Source organism: Mycobacterium sp. pUA109, assembly GCF_041287095.1.
Lineage (GTDB): Bacteria > Actinomycetota > Actinomycetes > Mycobacteriales > Mycobacteriaceae > Mycobacterium.
The window spans coordinates 1-1,165 of the sequence record NZ_JBGGKS010000057.1 but is presented as its reverse complement, the minus strand read 5'-3'; the positions used below and the strand labels follow the sequence as shown (position 1 = coordinate 1,165).

The following is a 1,165-nucleotide window of genomic DNA, read 5'->3' as shown; positions in this document are numbered from 1 at the left end:
CCGCGAGCGTGCGTGTCCGTGCGTCCTGAACGTGGAAGGGAGCTCGATGTAGGTAGAGCTTTCTGATGCGGTGTTGTGCAGGAGATGAAGGATTGTTGGCCCTTCGGAGTCGCCCTGCGGGGGGTGGCTTCAAACCGCCACATGCTGCGGGATCGGTGACGTGATCGTGGTGAGCGATGTGGAAAAGGCACGGGTGGATGTGTCAGGTGGGGATCGGGAAGGCGAGCGTAAGCGAAGCGCTGTTGACGTGTCGAAACACGCGTAGGTGACATCGAAACCGGGGTGTGGACACGATTCCGGGATGAGTCTGGCGGGTGCCCGTTGATTGGCCAGGTGGTGTCCGGCATGGAGGCGACGCGAGCCCGGTCTGCGGCTTTTGCATGAAACGGGAGAAGGCCGGATCCGATACTGCCTGCTGGTGGTTGCTGGTGGGTGAGAGGGAGTAGCCCGCGCTTGCGCGTGGGTGTGAGTACCGTCGCGGGTCTGGTTGGCGGACTGGCTCGTAGTAGTGGTGAAGCTCCTGTAATGGGGGTGGAGCGAAGGGGCCGGGTCATCTGTGGCTGTGTTCGTTGGATCAACCGAAATCCTGTTGGGGTTCGGGAGGAGTCGCAATGGGCGAGTTGAAATCGCCGGGTAAGCCGTTCGAGATTTCGAGGTGGGCGGTCGCGGAGGCGTTCGAGAAGGTCAGGGCGAATAAGGGCGCGCCGGGCATAGACGGGGTATCGATCGAGGAGTTCGAGGCCAACCTGGAAAACAATCTGTACAAGGTGTGGAATCGGATGTCTTCGGGGAGTTATTTTCCGCCTCCGGTGCGTGCGGTGGAGATCCCCAAGCCGCATGGTGGTGGGACCAGGATGCTGGGGTTGCCGACCGTGGCCGATCGGGTGGCCCAAACGGTGGTGGCCGAGGAGTTGGCGGGCAAGGTCGAGGCGATCTTTGTCGACGATTCTTATGGGTACCGGCCGGGTCGCTCGGCAAAGGATGCGGTGGGCGTGTGCCGGCAGCGGTGCTGGAAAACGGACTGGGTGATCGATTTGGACATTCAGAAGTTTTTCGACAGCGTGGACTGGGATCTGCTGCTCAAGGCGGTGGCGGCCCACACCGATTCGCCGTGGGTACTGCTGTATGTGCGCCGGTGGCTGGCTGCCCCGGTGCAGTTGCCCGA

The 1,165-nt window shown here is 62.1% G+C and carries 1 protein-coding gene; it reads left to right on the top strand.

Going from position 1 to position 1,165, the window contains the following annotated elements; all coding sequences use genetic code 11:
- Positions 1-611 precede the first annotated feature (611 nt).
- A partial coding sequence (locus tag ACAG26_RS27645; RefSeq protein WP_370486267.1) for a reverse transcriptase domain-containing protein occupies positions 612-1,165 on the top strand: 554 nt, incomplete at its 3' end.